Source organism: Mycolicibacterium sarraceniae, from assembly GCF_010731875.1.
Lineage (GTDB): Bacteria > Actinomycetota > Actinomycetes > Mycobacteriales > Mycobacteriaceae > Mycobacterium > Mycobacterium sarraceniae.
Genome location: NZ_AP022595.1, coordinates 3,390,354 through 3,411,735 on the forward strand (window position 1 = coordinate 3,390,354; position 21,382 = coordinate 3,411,735).

Genomic DNA, 21,382 nt, shown 5'->3' on the forward strand with positions numbered 1-21,382 from the left:
GGTCGTATGACCTCGGGTGCTGCTTACCCTTTTGCCTTCGATGGTTTGTCGATCTCGCAGGTGGCATCAAAGGACCGGGTGTCGCGTCAGCTACCCAAATTGCCCAGTTCGAGGATGACTTGGGTTGTCCTAGAGGCAGGCGATGTCGCTCGCCATGTTGTGACCGAGCGGCTCTGTGCGTGATTTGCATTGTCTCGCAGAGAAAATCGGCGTGGCGACATTTCTGCCGCCGTCATGAGTTCCAATGGTCTGAGTATCCGCCGCACACAGGAACCACCACCCATCGCCGCAGATCTACTTGACAAGGCCCTCGAGCTGCGCTCGTTGGTGACCTCAGCGGGCACGCTCGAGCTTTCCCTGCACGAAGTGCCAGTTCCCAAGCCGAGCGAGAACGAGGTCCTCGTACGTATCGAAGCCTCGCCGATCAACCGTCCGATCTGGGGCTGCTCATCGCCGGCGCCGACATGGCCAAGGCGATGGTGACGGGTACGCCGGAGCGCCCGATCGTGACGGTGCCTATCGCAAATCTGAAAGCCTTGGCCGCCCGCCTCGATCAGTCGCTCCCGGTCGGCGAGCCAGATCCTCAATGGGATGGAACAGGCCGCCAGCGCGACGGCATCGGAGTGCTCCACTCTCTAACTCCTATCGATACTCGTGAACCTTCGTGGTCGCGACCGCGAAGGCGAGACGCTTGACGCGCAGTACAGGCAAACGGCTTCAAAATCCTGCCGCGGCTCGAGCAACGACCGGGAGCCAGCGGAACAGAGTGGGGCTTGGGTGTGGTGGCTGTCATTCGGTGAATGGTTGCGACGCATGAACCGGCGCTCTGCGCCGCGCAATACTGACCCTGCCGACGAATCTGTGAAATAGCGCGGGTGGGCCACCTTACTCGTTTAGGCTGCACCTGGCCCTCCAGCGGGGTGTGGCCAGATGGGAGCGCGCCGTTATGAGTCGTGTATGGACGCGAGCAGTCGTCCGGGTTACGGCGGCCGCCGTCGTTCTCGGGTTGGTCGTGGCCGGCTGCGGTAAGGATGACGAAAAGTCGTCCTCAACGTCGATGAGCAAGGCGACGTCGACCCCAACGTCCACCAGCACTGCGACGCCAACGGCTGCGGCGGCATCCAACTACGAGTCGCTGCTGATCAAGGCCGCAGACATCCCGCCGATCGGCACCGCGCCCTGGACTGGTGACGCGCCAAAGACCACTCTGGATCCCGCACCGCCGGATGTCACCCAGACGTTCTCGTCAGGCACCAATGCCATCAACGTGTCGATCATCATCGCCGATGACGCATCGCAGGCCGCCACCGCGCTGACCGGCGCTGCCAACAGCGTTCCGTCGCAGGTGACCGGCTCGCCGGTACCGCTGCCGGCAGTCTCGCCCGACGCGACCGTCACCATCGGCACCTCGCCGGACGGCAAGTCGGCGATGGCGGCTCTGCTGTTCACGGTTGACCGGACCGTCGCGGTGATCGTGTTAGGCAGCGGCCCCGGTGATCTCACCCCGGTCCCGCAGGACTACGCCGAGGCCGTCGGCAAGGCTCAGGTCGCCGCGATCCAGGCAGGCCTGCCCAACCTGAAGTAACTCCTCGCGAAACGGCCGGGGGCGTTGCACCCCCGGCCTTTTCGCTTCTAGAGCCCCGATTTGGGCGGCCTGCGAAACCGCCGGAAGCGCGCATTCACGCTCAGCGGCAACGCCTGGTTGAACGGGGGATGCGGGGTCACTCCTCCCGTCGAGCTCTCATCGCGGGCGCGGACCACCACCAGGAACACCCCGTTGCCGAGCAGGCCCTCGACCACTTCGCCCATGATCGGCCGCGTGAACGCGTACGACAGCGAGACGCCGATGATGAAGAGCAGCGAGCCGCTGAACAGTGACCGCTTTCCCTGACGCCAAATCAGATTATGTTCGCGGGTCGCCCGGCGCATGCGCAGCTGAACGTAGCGGCGGACCGCCAGCGTCACCGTGGCGGACGCCTCTTCGGAGCATTCGGTGCCAAGCTGCAGGACGATCCGTTGCTCAGCAGTGATGATCTTCTGAGCCAGAATCGCTCCACCAGTTCGTCCACAGTGTCGAGCTCGATCACCACATCCGTCGCAGGAAGCCGAAACCGGCGTTGGCGTTGGCGATATGAGTCAGACGGTCGCCGGCACCCGCTCCCGCGCCGCCGTGCTGCGCATCTCGGCGCGCAGGTTGGTGAAGTCCGAGATCGTCTTGGCCGCCACGGTGGCCACCGGGCGGGCATTGCGGCTGGTGGCTTCCGTCTTCGACACCATGATCACGCTGTCGATATAGGGCTGAATCGTCGTCGCGTTCTGCACAGTGGCGACGATGACGAGCTGGAAACCGAACTTCCGGAACGCCTGCAGCGCCTGCTGGGCGAACTGCGGATCGGACTTGGAGAACGCCTCGTCGAGCATCAACTGGGCGAAAACCGGCTTGTTGTCCGCACTCTCAGGGTTGGCCAGGTTGAAGCTCAACGCGCCGGCTAGGCAGAACGCCATCAGCTTCTCCTGCTCGCCACCGGAGTTGTCACCGGCGTTGCTGTGCGTGCGGATCAGTTCCTCGGTGCGGATGTCCCATTCGGCGCAGTCGAAGGTGAAGCGGTTGCGGACATCCAGCGCGTCACGGGTCCACGCCTTGTCCTCCGGTGCGGTCGATGCCAGCCGGTTGCGCAACCGCAGAATGTCGGCGTATTGATCCAGGATCGCCTGCTTATCGCCCAGGCCGACCTCAGCGATGCGCCGAGAGATGGCCCGGACGATCTCGGTGAGCTCGGCGACGGCGGTCAGGCTGCGAGGAGTGGCGCGCAGCGTCAACCGGGTGCCGTTGTTGAACTCGACGGCGCCCAGGCCGGTGTTGACCCGGTCGATCTGCTCGCTGATCCGCCGGGTTTCCTGCTCGGCGACTCGGTGCAGGGTGAGGATGGCGTCGGGTGCCTGCTCGGTGACCAGCCGCATCATCCGGTCGTAGGCCTCGGGCAGCTCGCGTTCGTCGATATGCCGGCACAGCGCCACGTAGTCATGCACCCGCTCGTCGAAGACATCGCTGTCGTTGGGGATCGCATCGGGGAAGGTGGTGTCGAACGTGTTGAGGATGCGGGCCAGCTCATCGTAGGAACGCCTGCGGCTTTCCCTCAGCTGCTCGCGTTCCTTGCGGATAGTGTTGAACACCGCTTCGCGGTGCGGCTCGGGATTGAGCACTTCCAACGGCACCGGCACATCGGCGGCATAACGGTTCAGCAGCTCGGTCAGCGGCTCCGAGACGAACGTGGGCGCCAGCCGATCCTGGAGGTCGAGCAGCTGGGTGCGTCGGGCGTCCAGATCGTCACGGCGGGTCTGGATGGCACCGCGCCGCGTCATCAGCGTCTGGATCTCGTCCCACACCTCGTCGGCGCGCGCGTTGAGCGCCTCGATATCGGGATTGTCGGCCAGCAGGAGCTCGTATTGCTCGCGCAATCGGTCGGCGTGCCCGTCGGCAGTATCGACGTCTACCTGATTCCACTGCGGGAATTGCTCGCAGATCGCCTTGCACGCCGCAGACCGGTCCCGCCACTGCTGGCGTTGTGCGGCAATCTCATCGGCGGCCCGGCGCGCTTGTTGGTAGGCGTCTTCGGCATTGGCGAGATCGACGGTCAGCGCGTCGATCTTCGCGGCCACCTCACCTTGGTAGATGTAATCGGATTGTCGCAGCGGACGCCGGTCATCCTTGATGGCCAGCCGGTCGGAATCCTTGTACAGGCCGGTATCGGTGACCGCGCGCCGGAAGCGGGAGAACACATCCGGGGTATCCACACAGATGTGGTCGCCCGCCGCGGCGATGACGTCAGCGGCCTCGGCGGCACACGGATGGGTCGGGTCGACGACAAACAGCTTGCCGGCCAACGTATTCGGCTCGGCCTCTGTCACCGCGGCGCCGACGAGGCTGGTACGGACGTGATGCAGCTGCAGCCGGCCACCCATATCGGTCTCGTTGACGAACCGCAGCACTGCGGAATACTGCTCGTCGGGTACCAGCAGTCGCAGGCCGACGCCGCGCAGCACCTTCTCCACCGCCACCCGCCAGCGGCTCTGGTCCGGGCGCAGGTCCATCAACTCGGCGATATAGGGCAGTTCGCTGGGGTCGACACCGACTGCGGCACAGATGTGTTCGCGCATGGTGATCGCGAACTCGGGCAGCGCCGAGCCGACATGCTCGACGCGTTTGAGTTCCTTGGCGGCGTCGTCGCGGGCGATGCGCGCCGCCTTTTGCGCGTATTCGGCATCGGTGGAGGCTTCGCGGCCCCGGTCGAGCTTGGCCAGCAGTTCGGTGACACTGGTGGTGAGTTCCTCACGCAGGTTCCAGAAGTCGTCAGCGCTGTTGGGGATGTCGATGTCCTGCGCGTTCAGCATCGCTTCGTAGGCGGCCCGCCGGCGTGACACCTGCTCGGCCTGTGCCTCGGCGCCGGCCACCTGCGACTGCAACGGCCCCAGGTTCGCGCTGGATCCGCTGATCTGCGCATTGAGCGAATCTCCTTCGGCCTTAGCGAGATTGAGCTGACGGGTGACGTCCTCATACTCGTTGCCGAGCTGGTCGATCGTCGAGTCCAGTGCGGTGATCTGCGGTGCGCATTGCGCGAGTCGCACATGGTCGGTGTAGGCCCGCACCATCGACAGATCGACGAGGTCGATGATGCCCAGGTCGGAAGACTCCGACGCGTAGCGCTGCTGGATCTTCTCGATATCGCCGAGGATCTTGCGCTTGCGCTGCGCGACGGCCAGCAGCTCGCGGGCCTCCACCAGCGGGTCGATCTGCTTGAGCGCATCGGGCAGGCGGGTCAAGCTGCTCGGCTCGTCGAGCATGAACTCACGGACGAACTGCTCCAATCCGCCAACGCTTTTCAGTGACTTGGCCTTGCCGAGCAGCTGCTGGGCCGCATCGGATGCGCGGATGCCGATGGTGGCGTACAGCTGGGCGAGGTACTGCGATTCGACTTTGGTGGAAAAGCGCCATTCGTCGTCCTTGAACACCCCGGAGTCGAAACGGCCTGCGGCCCAGCGGTTGCAGACATCCTCGATATCGCGGTCGCCATCGGCCAGCACGAACCGGCTCGAGGAATCCGAGCGGGATTCACCGGTCAGCCATTTCAGCACCAGGCCGGTGACGGTGCGTCCGGTGTTGCTGGAGTAGCTGACCGCGATGGCCGACCATGCGGTGCCTTCGCCGCGCAGGTACATGACCTTGCTGGTACCACCGTCGCTGCGCTGACCCCATGCCCCTCGCACGTATTTGTCGACGGTGCGCCGGCCCGCGCTGGAGCCGGCGGCGGTGTTATCACCGGAGGCGTTGAAGTTGCGCCGGTTGAACGGCAGGAATCCGAGCGAAATCGCGTCGAGCAGTGACGATTTGCCGCTGCCTGAGGCACCGGCGATGAGCGCGCCACCATCGCTGAACGGGATGTCGTGGTATCCATCGAACACACCCCAGTTGATGACTTGTAGTCGCGACAAGTGGAACTGTTCAGCCATCCTGGGCGGCCTCCTGATCGTCACGCTCCGGTGCGGCTCCGCCGGACAGCAGCAGTTCGAACTGCTGCTGCAACTCGGCAATCACCGAAGCGGTCATCACGGCGTTGATCACCGGGCTGACGGTGTAGCTGTCTTCGTCGTCGCGGGTCTTGCGCAGGATCTCCAGGCCGGCCAGGCGGGTGATGGCCGCGTCGATACGGGCGGTGAAGGTGACGGTGTCGCGGTCGACATCGTTGAGTACCCCGGCGAACAGCCCGTGCACCTCCTCGCGGCTGATCAACACGGCCTGGCCGCCCGTTGCGCGCGTCATTTGCGCCAGGTGCAGCGCCAGGATGGAGTCGTAGGTGCCCAGCGGCTCCCGACGCAAAAGCTTTGCTCCCCTTGCTGATTCGTAGCGAGCCTGCTCAATGAAGGCGATGTCACTGCCATCGGTGATCCGCAGTATCAGGTCGAGCTCGCAGAGCCGCACGGACAATTGCGCACGGTATTCGAGCACCCAGCTGTAGAGGTCCTGGTCGGCCTCGGCGCTGATGTAGCGGCGGGTCAGCAGCTGCTGCAGAGCCCAGCAGGCCCGGTCGGGCAGCTCGCTGATATCGCCGTCGAATCGTGGCCGCCGCTGGTGCGGGGTGCGGGCGGTCTGGTCGACCTGGGGGAGTGAGGAGAAATCGATATCGGCGTCGGTGCTCATGCGCTGGCTCCCAGCAGACTGGAGATCGGTTCGGTGAACACCAGGTGTGGAACCTCCATCTCGCGGTCACGTCCGTCCAGCGACTGGAACCGGACGGTGACCGGCTTGGCGTCTGGTGCAACGTCGGGCTGTTTGAGCGCCCAGGACCACAACACGATGACGTGGCCCAGGTAGGCCGCATCGAGCATGTCCACTGCCTCGGGCAGCGACAGCCGCCCGCCCGCGTCGATCGCGGTGTTGATCATCTCCGACATCGCGGGCGCGTCGACCTGGGTGGTCAGTGCTGCGAAGCTGGACAGGTCGAGCTCGCCCTCAGCTGTTTGCGCCGGTCTGGGGTTGGACAGGTCGCCGATCCGGAAGCTCAAGGCGCCAACCGAACTGATGGCGTGCCGGGCCAGGGGGAGTTCGATATCGAGGCGCGAGTCGGTCAGCGAGCTCTTGAGCAGCGCCCGGGCCGAGCCGATCGCGTCGCCCAGCTGACGGGCCACCCCGCGACTCTGCTCCAGGGTCCCGAACGCGGTGAATCGTTTGACCCGCTGGGCGCAGCGCTGTTGGATGCGCTCGACCTCATCGATCTGCTGGCCGACGAGCTCGAAGAAGCCCGCCATCACCTTGCGCAGCGCCGGGTCGAGGGCGGGCAGCGCATGGGCGACGGCGGCGACGTCTGCCTCGAACTCGGACCGCTGGTCGGGATCGTTGATCATTCGCAGGAAGGCGCGGTGGCTGTCGCGGCCCTGGGAGTCCCACGCGGCCTGGTAGTCGGCGTACATCTGACGCTGCCGGTCGCGGTAGGCGAGGTTGCCCTCGATCGGCTCGTCCAGGGCGGCGGTGGCCCGCTCGATCATGGTGCCGTACTGACCGATGTCGGTGATCAGCCGTTCCATCTGCAGGGCGATGGCGTGGGCCTCGTCGTACATATCGGTCATATCGACCTCGGCAGTGCGGTCGCCGAGGTCCTCACCGCGTTCCAGGGCGTCGAGTTCGGCTTGGAGTGCGGTGATCTCGGCCTGGATGCCGGCGCGGATCCGGACCGGGTCATTGCCCACCCGTAGGGCGATCTGCTTGAGGCGGGCCGCGATGCCGTTGATCGATCCGCCAGTGGCGATGGTGTCCTGGCGTCGCAGCCCGCGCAGGAAGTCCAAAGCGCGACGGGCGTCCTGGGTCAGATAGCAGAGGTTGCGTTCGATGCCGCTGCGCTGGTCGGCCACCCGGTGCAGCCAGCCCTGGCTGGCCCAGTTCTTGATCAGGCCGAGCCCGGACTGTTCGCCGCCGGGGCGTCCGAGATCATCGAGGTCACGTTCGATGCGCACGACCAGTTCGGTTTCGGGGATCACGCCGTCGTTGAGGTGGCGTTCCATCAGGGTGGCGTAGCCGCCCAGGTTGATCGTGGCCAGCAGCCGGACCGTGGGGGAGCCCTGGATACCGCGATTGATTTCGAGCAGGTCAGCGGCGGACAAGGTGGTGCCGTCGTCCACGCCGTTCCTCCTCGATGTAGTTGGTCGGACGCTCCAAGATAGGCCACCGCGCCGACATCTCACCGCCCCGTGGGCGGGTGTCGGGGGTGTGTTCGAGAAGGTCTGTCACAGGTGTCTCAACAGTCCGAATGTGCCTCTCTGGTCACAATAAGGAGCGGCGCTCTGGGCATGCACGGACCGGCGTCGCCGCGAGTGTGCGTTCCGGTACGTCCGCACCGGCGTGTTGTGTACCGACACGCACGCTCGTCGAAGAACTAGCGCAGCAGTGCGCCGTGCGGCCGCTTCGACAGCGGCTTGGGCCGCACGGTTTGCGGCCACCAGAACCACGGACCCATCATCGCGGCGATCGCCGGCGTCATGAACGCGCGCACCACCAAGGTGTCGAACAGCAGACCGAGCCCGATCGTCGTCCCGACTTGGGCGACCACCACCATGGCGCTGACTGACATCGAGATCATCGTGAATGCGAAGACCAAACCCGCCGCCGTCACCACTGACCCGCTACCGCCCATCGCGCGGATGATGCCGGTGTTGATGCCCGCCGGTATCTCTTCTTTCATCCGGGCGACCAGCAACAGGTTGTAGTCGGCACCCACCGCCAACAAGATGATGACCGCCATCGCCATCACCATGAACTGCAGTTCCATCCCCAAGATGTGCTGCCAGAGCAGCACCGACAGCCCGAACGACGCCCCGAGTGAGAGCACGACGGTGCCGACGATCACCGCGGCGGCGATGACCGCCCGGGTGATGATCAGCATGATGATGAAGATCAGCGACAACGCCGCCACGCCGGCGATCAGCAGGTCGTACTCATTGCCTTCCTGCATGTCCTTGAAGGATGAGGCGGTGCCGCCCAAGTAGACCTTCGAGCCCTCCAGCGGGGTGCCCTTGATGGCTTCGAAGACTGCATTCTTGATCGCGTCGATGCGGTTGATGCCTTCGGCCGACAGCGGGTCGTTCTCGTGGGAGATGATGAAACGGATCGCGTGGCCGTCAGGGGAGATGAAATTCTTTATGCCGCGCTTGAACTCGTCGTTGTCGAAGATCTCCGGCGGCAGGTAGAACGTGTCGTCGTTGAGTGAGTCGTTGAACGCGGTGCCCATCGCCGCTTGGTTCTGGCTGAGGGCGGCCTGCTGATCCTGCTGGCCGGCCTGGGTGGCCTGCTGGGTCAGCATCATGATCCGCATCCGCTTCATCGATTCGATCGACGATTTCATTAGCGGAACCATTTGCGGCATCAAGGCATCCAGCTGGTGCATATCTGGAAGCAGTTCCTGGATGTCGTCGACCATGGTGCCGACGCCGTCCAGCGTGTCGAACACCGACCGCGTCGACCAGCACAGCGGAATGTCGTAGCAGTGCGGTTCCCAATAGAGGTAACTGCGGATGGGGCGGAAGAAGTCGTCGAAGTCGGAGATGTGGTTGCGCAGATCCGCGATATCGACATACATCTCGTCCATCTTGCCGACCATGTCGTGCATGAGGCCGCTCATGTTTTCCATCAAGTTGATCATCTGCGTCATCGTGTTGATGGTGTCTTGCATCTGCTCGCCCTGCTTCAGCATGTCAGCCATGCGGTCCTGCAGGTAGGAGCGGTTCAAAGTCTGCCCGGTTCCGCCCATGCTGATCTGAGCCGGAATCGTGCTGTACTTCAACGGCTTTCCAGCGGGGCGGGTGATCGACTGCACCCGACCGATACCGGGAACCTTCGAAATGGCCTTACTGATCCGCTCGATCACCAGGAAGTCCGCTGAGTTGCGCACATCCTGGTCGGTCTCCACCAACAGCATCTCGGGGTTCATCCGGGCAATCGGGAAGTGCCGCTCGGCGGCGGCGAAGCCCTCGTTGGCGGGCAGGTCGGCCGGCAGGTATTGGCGGTCGTTGTAGTTCGGCTTGTAGCCCGGCAGCGTGATCAGACCGATCAACGCAATCATGATCGTCGCGAACAAGATGCCAGCGGGCCAGCGCACCACGAGCGCGCCAAGCTTGCGCCAGAACCGGATCCGCATAGCGCGCTTGGGCTCGAGCATTCCGAACCGGCTGGCCACCGTGACGATCGCGGCGCCCAGCGTGAGCGCTGACACCACGGCGACCACCATGCCGACTGCGAGCGGTACGCCCAACGACTTGAAGTACGGCAACCGGGTGAAGGACAGGCAGAAGGTCGCACCCGCGATCGTCATACCCGAGGCCAGCACCACGTGCGCGGTGCCGTGATACATCGTGTAGTACGCCGACTCTTTGTCTTCCCCGAGCGCCCGGGCCTCCTGATATCGGCCTATCAGGAAGATCGCATAGTCCGTTGTCGCGGCTATTGCCAAAGTCACGAGTAGCTGGGTCGCAAACGGCGAGAGGCCTATGAGGTCGTGATAGCCCAGGAACGCCACCGCGCCGCGGGTGACCGATAGTCCCAGGATCAGCATCACCAGAACCAGCACCACCGTCATCACCGACCGGTAGAAGAACAACAGCATGATGATGATGACGCCGATGGTCGTGAGCTCGATGATCCGGATGCTCTTGTCGCCGGCCAGCTGCTGGTCGGCCTGGAGAGCCGGGCCACCGGTCACGAACACCTTGACACCCGGCGGCGGGGACAGGCCCCTGACGATTTTCTGGACGGCCTCGACCGAGTCGTTGCCGAGTGCCTCGCCCATATTTCCGGCGAGGTTCACCTGCACATACACGGCTTTTTCGTCGGCGCTGAGCGCACCGGCTTCGGTGAGCGGATCACCCCAGAAGTCTTGGATGTGCTGCACATGGGTGGTGTCGGCCCGCAGCTTGGTGATCATGTCGCTGTAGAAGCGGCGCGCGTCGTCCCCGAGCGGCTTGTCTCCCTCGAGGACGATCATCGCCGAACTGTCGGAGTCGGACTCCTGGAAAACCTTGCCCGAACGCATCATCGCGATGACCGATGGCGCGTCCTTGGGGGACATCGACACCGCCCGCAGCTTGCCGACCTCTTCCAGCTGCGGCACGACGGTATTCAGCACGACGATCAGGCCGATCCAGGCCAGGATGATCGGCACGGCCAATCGGCGGATCCACTTGGCCAAAGCCGCACGTTGTGGCGGTTCGGCGGCGACCACGCGCTCTTGGGTCGGGGTGCTCACCAGGCCCAGATCCTCCCCGCTACGGCAATCTGCTTAGACAGTTTTACCAGACGCCGTAGGGTCAGTGTGAGACCGGTAATGCGGTTCTACCCGCTATTGGTCCCGACGCCCATTCGCCGCAGGATCGGCTGGGCGCAGTGATGCCCGGCCCGGACTGCGATCCCCTCGGCGTTGAGCGCTTTGCCGACCTCGAGTGGTTCGTGGCCGGCCAGCACGAAGGACAGCACGCAAGGCCCACGCGACGGGTAACTACGTGGTCAACGGCGTGTGGCCGCCGGCCAACGGCTACGGCTGATCACAGGCTGCCGATATCGTCGGGCACATCGACGGCATGCTCCCGCAGCGTCTCCAGCGGGACGACGTCGAGGGTCCGTTCGTGCGTGCAGGCCAGCACCACCGGCGCGGCATGGCCGTCGGTATGGGCACGCAGCCAGTTGAGCGCGGTCACGCACCACCGGTCGCCGGGCGACAGGCCGGGGAAGCGGTACTGCGGCATCGGGGTCGTCAGATCGTTGCCGATCGACCGCTGATGCTCGAGGAACTCGGCGGTCACCACCGCGCAGATCGTGTGCCGGCCGGCGTCCTCGGGTCCGGTCGAACAACAGCCGTCGCGATAGAAACCCGTCATCGGCTCGGTTCCGCACGCTTCCAGGGGGCCGCCCAGCACATTGCGATCAGCCATCTGGCAAGTATCCCGTGGCCGCGGTGCTACGGCCAGGCGGGTGATCGCGGTGCGGGCGCAGTGATCTGTCTCTGCGGCGAGCCGGGAATCGGCAAGGCCACGCTGGTGCAGCGCGGTGAAGATCCTTCGCGCGTCACCGTGCCCCTGGCCGTCGGCCTGCCGATGACCAACCTCCTTCCTGCCGTCGAGCACGTTGTCATCCAGCCGTTCCAGAACCTGCTCAACGTGGCGGGTGTCTTCAGTGATCCACTGCAGGACGGCCTCTACGTCGTCGGCTTACTCGGACCGGTGATCACCGGCCTCAGTGCCGCCGGCACCGGCGTCCGTCAAGGCCAAGGCCTTGCCCGCCGTGTCGTCCACGACCGAGACATCGGCCAAGCCCGACACGTCAGCCAAGGCCGACGACAGTACGTCCGCGCCGAATGAAGCCGGGAAGACGGCAAAGGCCTTGCGGCACCAAGTTTTCGCGACCTATTTTGCTAATGACGGCAACGACAAGAGCAATTCGGTAAGCACTTCGAAGCACCCGCACAAGTCCGCCAGCGGCGGCTACAGCGGCCATGAGCGACAACGGCTACGGGTCCTACTCACTCCGTGGGGAGGGACCCGTTGTCTCGGCCACGCCGCCGCCATCCGCGGTATCCGCGGTGGGCGGCGAATGCCCCGATGACCGCGGTGACGCACCACACCCCGACCGCGACATAGGCCAGCGGTGAGGACAGATCCGAAATCGACGCCCCCAGTGCGGTGTACACGAACGCGCGGGGCGCTGATCCGATGAAAGCTCCGATCGCCATCTGCCACAACGGCATTCCGAAGGCGCCGAATGCATAGGATGCCATCGCGTCTGAGATCCCCGGCACGAACCGCTGACCCACGACCGCCCACAGCCCGCGCCGCTGGATCTGGGCGTCGATGCGCGCTGACCAGTCCGGTCCCAGGATGACCCGCGCACTGTCTCGGCCGGCCCGCCGGCCGAGCAGGGCGGCGATGAGCGCTGTCGTCACCGTCGAACCCAGGGTCACGAATGTGCCGAGCAGCGGCCCGAACAGCACACCGCTGCCGGCGGCCAGCAGCGGCCCCGGCACGAACACCGCGGCCAGTAGCGCCGAAATCGCGAGGTAGACCAGGGGAGCCAGCGGTCCGGTGGAGGCGACCGTGTCACGGACCTGCTCCACGTCGATCACCCGGGACACCGCGACTAGATAGAACAGGCCCAGCAGGAACGCGGCGAACAGCGCGAGTCGCAGGATGTGGGGCCACCGGCGGGCTACCGCAGGATCGGCGGTGTCGGTCATTCAGTCTTTGTAGTAGACGATCTGGTGACTGGTTGCCAGCAGGGTCGCGTCGCGGCCCCAGATCTGGGCGGTCTGGTCGAAGTAACCGCGCGCAAAGCGCTGAGCGCGCGCCGTGGCCAGGACGAAATCGGTGCCCTGGGCGGCCAGCTCGGTGCCGTCGACATGGAAGTAGGTGGTCAGTGAGATCGTGCCGGCCGGCAGCATTCGCCCGCGGCGCAGGAACACCCTCGGATAGAACACGTCGCTGAGTGCAGTGAGTGCGGGAAAGTCGAGCGCGCGAGCCGGACGTTGGCGCACCCACAGGGTGGTGGTGGACGACGCACTATCGGCAGGCTCCGTCGGTATCCCGCCATCGACGTAGTGCATGTCGTAGTTGCGCATCCAGGGAACCGGTCCGGAAGTCGCTGTGTGCGCGATGCTTTCGGGATCCGGTGCGGGGGGCATCGTGGGTTCGGTATCGGACCAGGCGTCGCGGCGTATGCCGAAGACTGCAGTGGCGGTGGTGGTCACCCCGTGTTGCTGGGCCACCTCGGCGGTCCAGTGTTGGTTGGTCCGATTGGTGCGGGCGGCGCGCACGGTGATATCGAATCGACCGTCGGTGACCGGCGCCAGGTAGTTGACGGTCAACGCAACGGGTTCGCCGATTCGGTCCGGGTTACGCTCGATCGCGCGGACGATCGCCGCGGCCGTCACCCCGCCGAACGGTCCGACCATATTCGCGTAGTCCGATGTGGTTTGGCCGACGTACTGCCCGTTTCCGTTGTCGGCCAGGTCGATTGCGGTGTCGAACGAATGCAGGGTGGTGGTCATCGGATCGTCCTTCCGGTCGTGGCGGATCGGGCTCCGGGGCCGGGAAGCGGCTCGGTGTCATAAGCGGTCAGGGGAGTCTGGTCACTGCTGCAGCGCAGGGTCAGTTCGACGGCGTGCCCACAGTCCCGGTGGACGATTTCGACCGGTGGTCCAGCCGGGTCGGCCGCCCACTTGTCGCCCCACTGCATGAGTGCGATCACCGCGGGCAGCAGATCGCGGCCCTTCTCGGTGAGCCGGTATTCGTGGCGTTCCCGTTGGCCCGGTTCCTGATACGGCACCCGCCGCAGCACGCCAGCGCCGACGAGGGTGTTGAGTCGTTCGGTCAAGACTTGGCGGGGACACCCGATGCGCGTCTGGAATCGCTCGAAGCGCCGGGCGCCGTAGAACGCCTCACGCAGGACCAGGAGCGTCCACTTTTCGCCGACGACGTCCAGTGCTCGCTTGACCGAACAGTTTTCGGCACTGATCTGATCGCGGACGGCGGACACGGGCATCAGCCTAGCAGGGTTTGAATTTCAGACTCAGGTGACCTGTCGAACGTCACTTAGGAGTGACGCACGACTGTGACGGTTACGCGTTGGTGGAGGCGGAGCCCAGCGAGTTCTTGATCGACGTCAGATCCGTGGACATCAGGATGACGTTGTAATTGCCCCAGATCGACATGTTCCAGTACAGGGTGCTGATGTCGGGGTCACCGCTGTTGTCGACCAGCTTGCCGGTGCCCGACCACGGGTGGATCATCGGCGCGTACAGCCCCGGATACGTCGCCGAGGTTGCCACCGTCACCGGTGCCGACCACTCGCCATTGGGCTGGTCGGCGTAGCGGAGCTCGACGTTGTTCTGGCTATCGGTGTACATGATCACGTACTTGTCGAGGTAGTCGTTGTACTGCACCGACATCTCGCTGATATTGCCGCCTGTCTTGGCGCCCAACAGCCCGCCGAGATAGCCGCCGAACACGTTGGGGTTATTGGCCCAGTCGATGATGGGGCCGAAAAGGCCTGCGGAATGGGTGGAGTCGCCGAGGATCGGCGTGGCGGCCACGGGCCTGCCGGTCACCCAGTCGTTGCCGTTCCAGTACTGATACTTGGCCAGGTTGGCGACATCGTCGACGCCGACCCGGGACAGGTAGGCCGAACCCGCACGGCCCGAGGGCGTGCCGAATGTGTATAGGTACTGGGTGTCTCCCGGCGCGACCTGGTCGAGAGGTTCCAGGACGTAGGCCGCTTGTTGGAAGTTCTGATTGCCGGGCACGTACGGCTTCGACGAGCCGAACCAGCTCGCCGAGCGGATGGTCGAGTTCAGCAGGTTCCAGGAGTCGGTCGCCTCGTCGTACATCGAGATCGCCGAGTAGTTGGTGGTCCACCGGCCGGGGGTGTCCCAGGATTTGACCGACATGTAGTTGACGTACTGCTGGTCGAGCACTGAGATGGCCGCGGTCGGGATGATGGTGACTTCGGAGCCGAAGAACGGGAACAGTGCGCTCGGAGCAGGTTTGATGAACTGGTAGGCGTAGCCGGTCTGCAACAGGCTCAGACCATTCTTCAGATTGGTGTCGGTGCTCAGCAGTAGAACGTTGGACCGCCAACCACCGGTCATGTTCGGCCCGCTGAAGGTATCGCCGAACGCCAGCTGGATCTTGCCGGTGAGGGTGTTCTCCCACATGATGCCGAGATCGGTGCCGTAGATGCCGAAGCCGGCGGTGTTATTGGTCTGCGGCCACCTGCCGTTGACCTGACCGGTCACCCAGCCGATCGGATTCGACGTCACCTGGCTCACTGAGGAGTTCACCGCGGCCGACGTTGGTGTCATGTTGCTGGTCGTCGTCGACACCATCGCCCGAATCGTCGATTCGACGTGTTTGGCGTCCCGTTGTGCCGTCGGCACCAGAGCGGGCAGGGCCGCGGCGGTCGGGGTGGTGGTCCGGCTGGTGCCGGCCGTGCTGATGCCGCTGGTGGCCGCACTGGTCGGTGCGTCTGGCGAACTCGTCGGTGCGGGACGTTTGGAGGTGCGCGCCGCCGCGGGCTTGTTTACCTCCTTTGGCCCGGAGACCGTGCCGGGGGAGCTGGTGGCAGATGACCTGTGTGCCGATGGGCCGGAGTCGCCGGGTCCGGCGGTCTCGGCCCACGCCGCACCGGCGCCAGCGAGGATCGCCACACCTACTCCCAGGCCTACCGCTAAGCCGCCTATACGACCTACATAGGCCGAGGCATTCTTCGTCGAACTCATCACGCCTCCCCTTGGTATTGAGCCGACGGTACCGCATCTGGCAAACCCCATGTGCCACGCTGGACACGACTCGCGCAAACAAACTCCCCGGTCAAACGGTTGCGAGAAGCCATCGTGCCGATGCGATCACGGCTCGTGGGCCGCGACGTTGGCGAATCGTGACGCGACTGTGACACCGGCGCGAGGAAACTCCGCGGATTGCCCATTTCGGTGAATCCCTGGAAAAACCCTGGTTGAACAGGCATTCAGGCCTATCTAGGGCGCCCGGCGAGGGCGAGTTCGCCGCTTCGAATGAGGAATCCCATGAAGGCGCCCAGGAATGGTGCCCGTATAGCCGCTGTCGTTGGTGGCGCCGCACTCATCACCACGGCCTCAACTGAGTCCAGCGAGCTCCCGCGCGAACTCGGCGCGGCATACCGCGCACGTACGGGTCGGCGTTCGATCGTCTGACCGGTCGCTTCGTCGTCGTTCTCGAAGACATGACCACCTCGCTGTGCCAGTTCCCGACGCCCTGCACCCGTTATCGACCGATCAGATGGCTCAGCTCGTCGAAGTGCTGGCCGCGCTGCACGCGACGTTCCCAGGGCGGCTACCGCAAAAGGCTAGTGGCGGTCGACAATTCGGCTGGCTGATGGCGCCCCCAGGCGATCCGTCGAATCTCATCGCGCCGACGGTGATGCGGATGTCGGCGCGCCGCCTGGCCGATTCGACGTCGATCCCAAGGGCTGCGGGCCGGTTACACCTGAGAGAACTTCCCGGCTGTGCTCGACGCGATCGACAGGGCCCCCATACTGTGCTGCGCGGTGATTCCCAGCCCGGCAACACCTACATCCGCGACGGCAACGCCGGGCTACTGGATTGGCAGGTGGTCCGGCGCGGCCATTCGTCCCGGGATCTCGCCTTACGCGACCTGCTCGACACCTATCGCAGCGCACAGGCCGGCCAGGGCGGCCCGGACCTGGATCGCGACGAGTTGTGGACACGCTACCGGCACGCCGTTGTGCACCCCTGGTTCTCGGGTCTGGGCACGGCCAGCCTCGGCGGAATGCAGGACGACGGTATCGCTATGGAGGGGTTGCTGCGTGCGGTGACCGCGCTCGAGGAACTCGACACCGTCGGAGCGCTACGCCACGCGCGCTGAGGCTACTTCGAGCAGTTGATGGTGACGTACGCGATGCCCTGGGAGCCCGCCGTGCCCTGGGTGTTGATATCGGTCACCGTGCACGTCGACAGCCCAGCGTTGGGGACGCCGTTCTCGTACTGCAGCGAGACATCGTAGCCCGCGGCGTCGAGGTCGCGGATGGTGGCGGCGGCCGACTCCGAGCCCGGCTCGGGGATGGCGGGCGGATCAGCAACTGCCAACGGCGCGAGCACAATCGACGCGCCGACACAGAGCAACAGCGGTGCGACGTGACGCAGTTCGAGCGACATCAGAGTCCTTCCGGGACGGCCGGCCAACAGGGCTGCCGTCAAGGATGACAGCAAAGTAATGGCCGGACTTGCCACTGTGCGAACGGCAGCTGAACAGGTTCCTAACAGCCGACGACTCGCCAGGTCAGAGTAGCTGCTCGGTCACTGCGAGTCACTAGGCGCGCTCGCGGTGGCCTCTGCCCGATCGGTCGATTCCTTCGGCGACGGCGACGGCGACGGCCACGGTTGCGGTAGCGGGCGCTGACGCACCCGCTGGGGCCACCAGAACCACTTGCCGAGCAGGGCGGCGATCGACGGTGTCATGAACGAGCGGACCACCAGCGTGTCGAACAACAGGCCAAGGGCGATCGTCGTTCCCACCTGGCCGCCGACCCGTAGCGGGCTGACCGACATCGAGGCCATCGTGAAGGCGAACACCAAGCCGGCCGAGGTCACCACCGAGCCACTGCCCGCCATTGCCCGGATGATGCCGGTGTTGAGCCCGGCATGTATCTCTTCCTTGAACCGGGCCACGAGGAGCAGGTTGTAGTCCGAGCCCACCGCCAACAGGATGATCACCGCCATCGCGATCACCAACCAGTGCAACGGTTGGCCAAGGATGTGCTGCCACAGCAGGACCGAGAGCCCGAACGACGCGCCGAGTGAGAGCACCACGGTGCCCACGATCACCGCCGCCGCTACCACACTTCGGGTGAGCACCAGCATGATGACGAAAATCAACCCCAGCGCGGCGATCCCGGCGATCATGAGGTCGTAGTTGGCTCCCTCTTGCATGTCCTTGTAGACCGAAGCGGTGCCGCCGAGGTAGACCTTCGAGCCCTCCAGCGGTGTGCCCTTGATCGCCTCGAACGCGGCGTTCTTGATCTTCTCGATGTGCGAGATGCCCTCGGGGGTAGCGGGGTCCCCTTCATGGGAGATGATGAACCGCACCGCTTTTCCGTCCGGGGAGACGAACATCTTCAGGCCGCGTTTGAATTCGGGATTGTCGAACACCTCGGGCGGCAGATAGAACGAATCGTCGTTCTTCGACGCGTCGTAGGCCTGCCCCAACGCCGTCGCGTTCTGCTGCATGGCGTCCATCTGATTTTGCAGGCCACCCATCGTCGACTGCATCGTCAGCATCGTCGACTGCATGTTCTTCATGGTCGCGATCATCGGCGGCATGATCGTGACCATCTTTGGCATCAGGACGTCAAGCCTGTCCATATCGACGACCAGTTGTCCGAGATCGTCACTGAGAGTGTCGATTCCATCGAGCGCGTCGAAGATCGATCGAATCGAGTGGCAGAGCGGGATGTCGTAGCAGTGCGGTTCCCAATAGAGGTAATTGCGGATGGGCCGGAAGAAATCGTCGAAATTGGCGATCTGGTCCCGGATTTGGTTGGTGTCAAGGACCATCTGTTTGGTCTTGCCGACCATGCTGTGGGTGATGCCGACCATCTCTTTGGTCAGCGCCAGCATCCGCTCCATCGTGTCGATGGTGACCTGTAGCTCGTCACCCATCTTCAGCATGTCCTTCATGCGGTCCTGCAGGTAGGACATGTTCATCGTCTGGTTCGTGCCCTGCATGCTGATGATGAACGGAATCGAGGTGTGTTCGATCGGGGCGCCCAGCGGACGGGTGATCGTCTGCACCCGACCGATGCCCGGAATGTGGAAGACCGATTTGGCGATGCGATCGACGACGATCATGTCGGCCGGGTTGCGTACGTCGTGGTCGGTTTCGATGAGCAGCAGCTCGGGATTCATCCGGGCTTGCGGGAAGTGCCGGTCAGCGGCCGCATAGCCCTGGTTGGCCGGGATGTCGCCAGGCAGGTAAAAGCGGTCGTTGTAGTTGGTCTTGTACGTTGGCAGTGCCAACAGCCCCACCAGGGATACCGCGATCGAGGCGACGAGAATCGGTCCGGGCCAGCGGACTACGGCCGCTCCCACTCGTCGCCAGCTGCGGGTGTTCATCTTCCGCTTCGGTTCGAACAATCCGAACCGGGCGCCTATCGAGATGACGGCGGCGCCCAACGTCAGCGCCGCGAACACCACGACCAACATGCCGATGGCCAACGGGAAGCCCAGCGATTGGAAATAGGGCAGCCGGGTGAAGTGCAGACAGAAGGTCGCACCCGCGATGGTCAGGCCCGAACCCAGAATCACGTGGGCGGTGCCGTGGTACATCGAATAGAACGCCGTCTCACGGTCTTCGCCGGACAGTCTTGCCTCGTGATAGCGGCCGATGAGGAAGATCGCATAGTCGGTGGCCGCGGCGATCGCCAATGTCGCCAACAGGTTCACCGCGAATGTGGACAGGCCGATGATCTCGTAGTTCCCGAGGAAGGCGATGACGCCCCTGGCCGCGGTCAGTTCGGTGAAGACCATGGCCAGCACGAGGATCACGGTCGTGATCGACCGGTAGACCAACAGCAGCATCACGAAGATGACCGCGATCGTGAGGGCCTCGATCATCTTGACGGCCGAGTCGCCGGCGTTGTGCTGATCGTGGCTCAATGCCGTTGGGCCGGTGACGAAGACCTTGATTCCCGGCGGCGGCGGATTGGCCTCGACGATCTTGGAGATGGCGTCGATCGACTCGTTGGCCAAAGCTTCGCCCTGGTTGCCCGCCAGGTAGAGCTGGACGTAGGCGGCCTTACCGTCGGCGCTTTGGGAGCCGGCAGCGGTCAGCGGATCGCCCCAGAAGTCCTGGATGTGCTCGACGTGCTTGGTGTCGGCGCGCAGCTTCTGGATCAACGTGTCGTAGTAGTGGTGCGCCTCAGGGCCCAGCTGCTGGTCGCCTTCCAGCAGGACCATCGCACTGCTGTTGGAGTCGAACTCCTGGAAGGTCTTGCCGACCTGCTTCATCGCCTTCATCGATGGCGCGTCTTCGGGCGCCAGCGACACCGTGTGCGCTTGGCTGACCTGCTCCAGCGACGGCACGGCGACGCTGAGGACGACGACGAGCCCAAGCCAGAGCAGCACGATCGGCACCGAGAATGCCCGGACGAACCGGGGGATCAGCGGGTTCTTCTTGGGGGGGCTCTGAAGATCGGTCATGCGGACTTCACCAGGCAGAAGGTCTGGGCGTTGACGCCGGTCGAGGTCTTCTCGTCCTTGAGCACACCGTCGACGAGGATGCGGCAGCCGATCGTGTCGGTATCGCCCTGCGCCACGATATTGGCGCTGGCAGCCGGAGCGGTTGTGGTGAGCGTGAGCGACCAGGGCAGCGTGATGTCGCGGGCGATCTGCGGCTGCGCGTCTAGGTCGAGGTAGTTGATGGTCGCCACCGCGCCCTCAGGGCCGAAGATCTGATACGTCACCTGCTTGGGATTGAACGGTTTGGTGTCGTTGGCCAGGCCGCTTCCGGGCCGGGTCAATTCGGTCTTCCCGAAGACGCCATGCAGCCGGAAAACACCGAACGCGGCAACTGCCACCACGATCACGATGACGAGCGGTATCCATAACCGCTTCAATGCCTTGACCATAGGATTCCCCGACGAGATTACGACGCCGACACGGACAGCGCGATGACTCCTTCAGCGCTATTCGTGAGCGCGGCCGTCCGTCTCATCTCAACCCCATTTTCTGTTCTTAGCGTCGCGACAGCTTAGCTGGTTTAACTGAGAGATTAGCTCACTTAACTGATCGGGACGATACCCCCGGTTAGCTCCGCCGATCGATTCCCCTCGACCAATCGTGCCTGAGGTCACATCATCCGTCGAAGTGAGATCCAGACGTCACTACGTCAGGCGTCACTACGTCAATTGTGCGGTATGGCTCTTGCGACAGTGTTTAGCTGTCCTACAATCTTGCCTATGAACGTTACGAGGCTTGCCATGGCCGCCGTCGCGGCCGTCGCGGTGCCGATTGTCCTGGCCGCGCCGTCGCACGCCGATCCCGACACGGATTTCGCCAACCAGCTGCACACCTTCGGGATCTACGGCCCTCGTGACTACAACGCGTGGATCGGCAAGATCACCTGCAAGCGACTGGCAACCGGGCTGGACAAGGACACGTACGCGTCGGCCAAGTTCATCCTGACCAACCTGCCGCTGAACAGCACCCAGGGCCAGGCGATCCAGTTCCTCGGTGCGGCGATCGCCACCTACTGCCCGGATCAGGTTGGCGTCCTGCAGCGGGCGGCCGTTCAGTAGTTCGCA

At 64.3% G+C, this 21,382-nt stretch carries 17 protein-coding genes and 2 pseudogenes; 5 read left to right on the forward strand and 14 right to left on the reverse strand.

Features of this window, described 5'->3' with window-relative positions; genetic code table 11:
- Nucleotides 1-282 precede the first annotated feature (282 nt).
- Both G6N13_RS25925 and G6N13_RS16980 read left to right on the forward strand, forming a co-directional pair.
- Nucleotides 283-572, forward strand: a pseudogene (locus G6N13_RS25925) (NADH oxidase); the annotation flags it as partial.
- A gap of 374 nt (nt 573-946) precedes the next feature.
- Nucleotides 947-1,585, forward strand: a complete 639-nt coding sequence (locus G6N13_RS16980; protein WP_163698829.1) for a hypothetical protein — start codon at nt 947-949, stop codon at nt 1,583-1,585.
- Between the two features lie 47 nt (nt 1,586-1,632).
- Here G6N13_RS16980 and G6N13_RS16985 read toward each other — a convergent pair whose 3' ends face one another.
- From G6N13_RS16985 to G6N13_RS17015, 7 genes and pseudogenes are all read right to left on the reverse strand, one after another.
- Nucleotides 1,633-1,965, reverse strand: a complete 333-nt coding sequence (locus tag G6N13_RS16985; RefSeq protein WP_235677798.1) for a hypothetical protein — start codon at nt 1,963-1,965, stop codon at nt 1,633-1,635.
- A gap of 171 nt (nt 1,966-2,136) precedes the next feature.
- Nucleotides 2,137-5,508 (reverse strand): ATP-binding protein, encoded by a 3,372-nt coding sequence (locus G6N13_RS16990; protein ID WP_163698831.1) that lies wholly within the window; start codon nt 5,506-5,508, stop codon nt 2,137-2,139.
- On the reverse strand, nt 5,501-6,196 hold the full coding sequence (locus tag G6N13_RS16995; protein ID WP_163698833.1) for a DUF4194 domain-containing protein: 696 nt from the start codon (nt 6,194-6,196) through the stop codon (nt 5,501-5,503). The genes G6N13_RS16990 and G6N13_RS16995 overlap by 8 nt, the downstream gene beginning before the upstream one ends.
- The gene (locus tag G6N13_RS17000) at nt 6,193-7,671 is read right to left on the reverse strand and encodes a DUF3375 domain-containing protein (protein ID WP_163698836.1); all 1,479 of its coding nucleotides are present in this window, start codon (nt 7,669-7,671) and stop codon (nt 6,193-6,195) included. The genes G6N13_RS16995 and G6N13_RS17000 overlap by 4 nt, the downstream gene beginning before the upstream one ends.
- Before the next feature lie 254 nt (nt 7,672-7,925).
- Entirely contained in the window at nt 7,926-10,787 is a 2,862-nt protein-coding gene (locus G6N13_RS17005; RefSeq protein WP_163698838.1) for an MMPL/RND family transporter, read from the reverse strand.
- A gap of 104 nt (nt 10,788-10,891) precedes the next feature.
- Nucleotides 10,892-11,014, reverse strand: a pseudogene (locus tag G6N13_RS17010) (aminotransferase class V-fold PLP-dependent enzyme); the annotation flags it as partial.
- Between the two features lie 68 nt (nt 11,015-11,082).
- On the reverse strand, nt 11,083-11,469 hold the full coding sequence (locus G6N13_RS17015; protein WP_163698841.1) for a DUF2237 family protein: 387 nt from the start codon (nt 11,467-11,469) through the stop codon (nt 11,083-11,085).
- A gap of 60 nt (nt 11,470-11,529) precedes the next feature.
- On the opposite strand from G6N13_RS17015, the gene G6N13_RS17020 reads away from it, so the two are divergent.
- Nucleotides 11,530-11,895, forward strand: a complete 366-nt coding sequence (locus G6N13_RS17020; RefSeq protein ID WP_163698843.1) for a hypothetical protein — start codon at nt 11,530-11,532, stop codon at nt 11,893-11,895.
- A 161-nt stretch (nt 11,896-12,056) separates the two neighbouring features.
- Here G6N13_RS17020 and G6N13_RS17025 read toward each other — a convergent pair whose 3' ends face one another.
- The 4 genes from G6N13_RS17025 to G6N13_RS17040 all read right to left on the reverse strand — a co-directional run bounded on the left by G6N13_RS17025 (nt 12,057) and on the right by G6N13_RS17040 (nt 15,806).
- Nucleotides 12,057-12,767: a TVP38/TMEM64 family protein gene (locus tag G6N13_RS17025; RefSeq protein WP_163698844.1), complete on the reverse strand. Its 711-nt coding sequence runs from the start codon at nt 12,765-12,767 to the stop codon at nt 12,057-12,059.
- A complete protein-coding gene (locus G6N13_RS17030; RefSeq protein WP_163698846.1) occupies nt 12,768-13,577 on the reverse strand; it encodes an acyl-CoA thioesterase in 810 nt (269 codons plus the stop codon).
- Nucleotides 13,574-14,065, reverse strand: a complete 492-nt coding sequence (locus tag G6N13_RS17035) for a winged helix-turn-helix transcriptional regulator (protein WP_197746803.1) — start codon at nt 14,063-14,065, stop codon at nt 13,574-13,576. Before G6N13_RS17035 ends, G6N13_RS17030 begins: the two co-directional genes overlap by 4 nt.
- A gap of 82 nt (nt 14,066-14,147) precedes the next feature.
- Nucleotides 14,148-15,806, reverse strand: coding sequence for a glycoside hydrolase family 183 protein (locus tag G6N13_RS17040; protein ID WP_163698850.1), 1,659 nt, complete (start codon nt 15,804-15,806; stop codon nt 14,148-14,150).
- A 493-nt stretch (nt 15,807-16,299) separates the two neighbouring features.
- On the opposite strand from G6N13_RS17040, the gene G6N13_RS17045 reads away from it, so the two are divergent.
- Entirely contained in the window at nt 16,300-16,947 is a 648-nt protein-coding gene (locus G6N13_RS17045) for a protein kinase family protein (RefSeq protein ID WP_163698852.1), read from the forward strand.
- A 2-nt stretch (nt 16,948-16,949) separates the two neighbouring features.
- Here the strand turns inward: G6N13_RS17045 and G6N13_RS17050 are convergent, their stop codons facing one another.
- The 3 genes from G6N13_RS17050 to G6N13_RS17060 form a co-directional block, all read right to left on the reverse strand.
- Entirely contained in the window at nt 16,950-17,237 is a 288-nt protein-coding gene (locus G6N13_RS17050) for a hypothetical protein (protein ID WP_163698854.1), read from the reverse strand.
- A gap of 141 nt (nt 17,238-17,378) precedes the next feature.
- Nucleotides 17,379-20,279 (reverse strand): MMPL/RND family transporter, encoded by a 2,901-nt coding sequence (locus G6N13_RS17055; protein WP_163698856.1) that lies wholly within the window; start codon nt 20,277-20,279, stop codon nt 17,379-17,381.
- On the reverse strand, nt 20,276-20,707 hold the full coding sequence (locus tag G6N13_RS17060; protein WP_163698858.1) for an MmpS family transport accessory protein: 432 nt from the start codon (nt 20,705-20,707) through the stop codon (nt 20,276-20,278). Before G6N13_RS17060 ends, G6N13_RS17055 begins: the two co-directional genes overlap by 4 nt.
- Nucleotides 20,708-21,037: 330 nt before the next feature.
- Between G6N13_RS17060 and G6N13_RS17065 the strand changes: the two genes are divergently transcribed.
- Entirely contained in the window at nt 21,038-21,376 is a 339-nt protein-coding gene (locus tag G6N13_RS17065) for a DUF732 domain-containing protein (protein ID WP_170310456.1), read from the forward strand.
- The last annotated feature ends 6 nt before the right edge of the window (nt 21,377-21,382 follow it).